Annotated in this window: 5 protein-coding genes; 3 read left to right on the top strand and 2 right to left on the bottom strand. The window is 56.2% G+C overall.

What is annotated here, in order from left to right:
* Positions 1–518: response regulator transcription factor (locus M0974_RS19015; RefSeq protein ID WP_297840161.1), on the bottom strand; the 518-nt coding region annotated here is incomplete at its 3' end.
* 183 nt (positions 519–701) lie between these two features.
* On the opposite strand from M0974_RS19015, the gene M0974_RS19010 reads away from it, so the two are divergent.
* Positions 702–998 (top strand): DUF3509 domain-containing protein, encoded by a 297-nt coding sequence (locus M0974_RS19010; protein WP_297840159.1) that lies wholly within the window; start codon positions 702–704, stop codon positions 996–998.
* Between the two features lie 180 nt (positions 999–1,178).
* Here M0974_RS19010 and M0974_RS19005 read toward each other — a convergent pair whose 3' ends face one another.
* Entirely contained in the window at positions 1,179–2,063 is an 885-nt protein-coding gene (locus M0974_RS19005; RefSeq protein ID WP_297840157.1) for a TIGR02285 family protein, read from the bottom strand.
* 128 nt (positions 2,064–2,191) lie between these two features.
* On the opposite strand from M0974_RS19005, the gene M0974_RS19000 reads away from it, so the two are divergent.
* The gene (locus tag M0974_RS19000) at positions 2,192–2,734 is read left to right on the top strand and encodes a YaeQ family protein (RefSeq protein WP_297840154.1); all 543 of its coding nucleotides are present in this window, start codon (positions 2,192–2,194) and stop codon (positions 2,732–2,734) included.
* A gap of 69 nt (positions 2,735–2,803) precedes the next feature.
* The coding region (locus M0974_RS18995) for a DHH family phosphoesterase (protein ID WP_297840151.1) at positions 2,804–3,987 on the top strand (1,184 nt) is incomplete at its 3' end.

Genomic DNA, 3,987 nt, shown 5'->3' with positions numbered 1-3,987 from the left:
GCTGCCAATAGGCGCAGTACTTCAGATTCCTTGGGCGAGAGTTGCTCATGAGAAATAAGCGTGTCTGTACCAAAATCCCCTGCCTCAAGCAGCGTTCGTGTTACTGAGTCTGCGATATAGGTTTTGCGTTGGTGAATGGACGCGATCGCCGCGGGCAGCTCGCCCGCCAAGCTTGCTTTGCTCAGTAATGCATTGACGCCCAACGCCAGAATCGAACGAAAAAGCCCAGCGTTGTTAAGCATGGTCACGACCACGATGGGCAGCTGTGGGTAATCACGCCGGACGCGCTGTAACAACCGCAATCCGTCGTTCTGCACATCGACGGGCATCATGAAGTCGGTCACCAGCACATCACAGCTGTGGCTCTTTAGAGCATCAATGAGTTCGTTCGGAGAACTGGCCTCAGCCACGACCTCGGCCTGGCTGTGCTGCTCAAGCACCACCCGCAGCCCGATCAGGAAAATTGGATGGTCGTCCGCCAGGATGATGCGCAATGGTGTATCAGTAGCAGCGCTCAAGTCAGGCTCCTTCACGGCGAACAAACGGTGCTGTTTTTTTTCTGTCATTGTCGTCAGGCATGCTCATTGTCCCGCTCAGCCTGCAGTGGTGGGCAATCACCTCGCTTACGTGGGAAGAACTTTCTCATCGTATCGATGGTCATTAATAAGCACCTTGCATTTAAACTGTCGACTGGTGACTAGATGGAAAATATCAGCTTACTGCTTACTGAAGCCCTGACACCTTATCAGGCAAGCCTGGGGCCGTCGGGCGCTAATGGCGAACGCGTAGTCACTTTGAGAAATGCGGCCGGTGCAATTGTGATCGAGCGCACGCTGTGTGTAGCCCAGCTTCGCGACAAGCGCCAACTGACTGATGTCGTAGACGGTTTTCACCGTGACTTGCTGATTTCCGAAGGTCGGATAGAACCCTGTGTGTTGGCGGCCATGCGTCACGCCACTCAGGTGCAAGTTTTTACCTCGTTCCAAGCTTTTAATTGAATGCGGCGGGAACCTTCCACGCATTCGATGCTCTGATTTATTACGGCAGGTACAAGCATTGTGCTCCGGTGATTGGCACCTGACGTACTGGTCCTGAGGGATCACGGTTTGACCCCGAGTAAGTACCCCACTACTCGGGGTTTCTTTTGTCTGCGATTTGATGGCTGGCCCCGATTGTGACTATGGGGTCACAAAAAAAGCTTGGGCGTCCTGCAGATATTCTGCGCGCGATTGTGGGTCTAGCCAGTCGGCATAGAAGTCGATGAGTTTGGTCTGACGCAATACGCGCATCTCGCGGTTTATGATTTCCATCGCCTCGCGGCCTTTGGCAGTGTCGGAGCAGGCCACGTGCGCAAATTGGTATTTGGGTGTTCCCTTGATCGGATAGAAGATGAGGTCCGCCGGGTCGATGTTCTGCTGCAAGGCTTGAAAGCGCGCCTCCGGCCAATAGCTGATCAGCGCCTGTAGCCGCCCCTGACGTTCCATCTGTAACAGGCTACCAACTGCATCGTTGCCGTAATGTCTGCTGACGTCCTTGTTCGGTGACGTATGAAGTATTTGGTCAATGACCGGGCCGTAGCTACGTTCGGCGACTATTCCCAGCTTGATGGATTGACTGGCTAACACGGCCTGAAGATCAATTTGCCCCTTGTCGATGAAGGGGCTGAAACGGTTGAGATATTCTCGGCGAACCACCATGCCGTTACTGGTCGTCGCATAGGTGGGAATGGAGTAAACAAGGGTCTTGGCCCGTTCCGCAGTCCAGAGCAGCATCGGGTCACAGGTGAACGCGGGTTCTTTAAGCATCTGCAGCCCGCGGGCGCGGTTAACGTGCATTATCAGGTGGTCATATTCAGGCATCCGTGCAATCAGCAATGGCATCAATTTATCGATGGAGCCTTGGCTCTTCTGCGGACCGGTGAAGATGGTCAGCGGAGGAAGGTCGCGCAGGAGCCATATCAATGTATCTTTAGCCATGACCGTATGCGGGATACACAAAAGGCTCAGCGCAATTAGCGCGACGCTAAGCCTACATCTGCCACGCAACAAGGAGCGAGACGCCATTTGCGAGTTCCATTGGGGTAAAAGTGACGGAATTATAGCGCCATTTAGATGGCGCTTTGTTCTCTATGACAACCTCGGGTCTGCATCGGGTAGACTTGTCGCCTTTCCCCGCATCTAGAAGCCCGTTCATGGCCCAGCCGTCCACGACCTACAAATTCGAACTCAACCTCACCGACCTTGATCGTGGAGTGTATGAGAGCGTTAAACAGACGATAGCCCGGCACCCCTCTGAAACTGAAGAGCGCATGACCGTGCGGTTGCTAGCCTACGCCTTCTGGTACAACGAACAGCTATCATTTGGCCGCGGTCTGTCAGAAGTAGACGAACCAGCGCTGTGGGAAAAAAGCCTTGATGATCGCGTATTGCACTGGATCGAAGTCGGCCAGCCAGACGCTGATCGCCTGACGTGGTCATCACGTCGTACTGAGCGCACGAGTTTACTGGCTTACGGTAGCCTGCGCGTCTGGGAAACCAAGGTTATTCCAGTCGCGAAAAACCTGAAAAACGTGAATATCGCTGCCGTGCCGCAAGATATTCTGGAAGTCCTGGCCAAGGACATGCCACGGGTTATCAAGTGGGACGTCATGATCAGCGAGGGGACGATTTTCGTCACCGATGACCGTGGTCAGCACGAAGTCCAGTTGCAGTGGCTCACCGGCGAGCGCGGCTGACAGACGTCGCCCGTCGACCCACTGCCAGTAAGATTCAGCCAGAAAAATAGAAAAATCAGCGGAAACCGAATGCGTATTGAAGCTCGACTGTTGCCTGACACCTTGCCGTTCCTCGGCGATCTGCCACCGTTGTTGACGCGCTTGTATGCGGCACGCGGCGTAGTGTCCGAGGTCGAACTGGACAAGAGCCTGGCGCGACTGATCCCGTATCAGCAGCTCAAAGGCATTGAGGCGGCGGTAGATCTGCTGGTGATCGCGTTGAAAGAACGCCAGCGCATTCTTATCGTTGGCGATTTCGACGCTGACGGCGCGACCGCCAGCACCGTGGGCGTATTAGGTTTGCGTCTGTTTGGCGCGGCCCATGTCGATTATCTGGTGCCCAACCGGTTCGAGTATGGCTACGGCCTGACCCCGGAAATCGTTGCGGTTGCCTTGCAACGTCAACCGCAGTTATTGATCACCGTCGACAATGGTATTTCCAGCGTCGAGGGTGTGGCCGCGGCCAAGGCGGCAGGGTTGACGGTGCTGGTCACCGATCACCACTTACCTGGCCACGAATTGCCAGCGGCCGATGCCATCGTCAACCCGAATCAGCCAGGCTGTGAGTTTCCCAGCAAGGCGCTCGCTGGCGTTGGGGTGATTTTCTACGTGCTGATGGCGTTGCGAGCGCGCCTGCGTGACACCGGTTATTTCGAGGCCAATCAACAAACCCAGCCCAACCTTGGTGAACTGCTGGACTTGGTCGCCTTAGGCAGCGTTGCCGACGTCGTGCCGCTGGACGCCAACAACCGCATTCTGGTGCACCAGGGCCTGCTGCGAATTCGGGCCGGGCGGGCGCGGCCGGGGCTCAAAGCGATTCTTGACGTTGCGCGTCGGGAAGCCGCCCGCATTACCTCTACTGACCTGGGCTTCATCATCGGTCCGCGCTTGAACGCGGCCGGGCGGTTGGATGACATGAGCCTGGGCATCGAGTGTCTGTTGTGTGAAGACGAGACGCTGGCGCGAGAAATGGCCGGGCGTCTCGATGAACTGAACCAGGATCGAAAGTCCATCGAGCAAGGCATGCAGCGCGAGGCGCTAGCCCAGCTCAAGGATCTGCCACTGGAGTCGATGCCGTTCGGTTTGTGCCTGTTCGAGACCGACTGGCACCAAGGCGTGATCGGCATTCTTGCTTCGCGCATGAAAGAGCGTTATCACCGCCCGACCATTGCGTTTGCCAGTGCCGGGGAGGGCGTGCTCAAGGGCTCGGCTCG

The sequence above is a fragment of the Pseudomonas sp. genome (assembly GCF_026224925.1).
Lineage (GTDB): Bacteria > Pseudomonadota > Gammaproteobacteria > Pseudomonadales > Pseudomonadaceae > Aquipseudomonas.
This window is presented reverse-complemented; position numbering and strand designations above follow the sequence as displayed.

Bases quoted from the DNA above. Each gene is read 5' to 3' on its own strand.
- M0974_RS19010 (WP_297840159.1), top strand. From the start codon at position 702: ATGGAAAATATCAGCTTACTGCTTACTGAAGCCCTGACACCTTATCAG.
- M0974_RS19005 (WP_297840157.1), bottom strand. From the start codon at position 2,063: ATGGCGTCTCGCTCCTTGTTGCGTGGCAGATGTAGGCTTAGCGTCGCG.
- M0974_RS19000 (WP_297840154.1), top strand. From the start codon at position 2,192: ATGGCCCAGCCGTCCACGACCTACAAATTCGAACTCAACCTCACCGAC.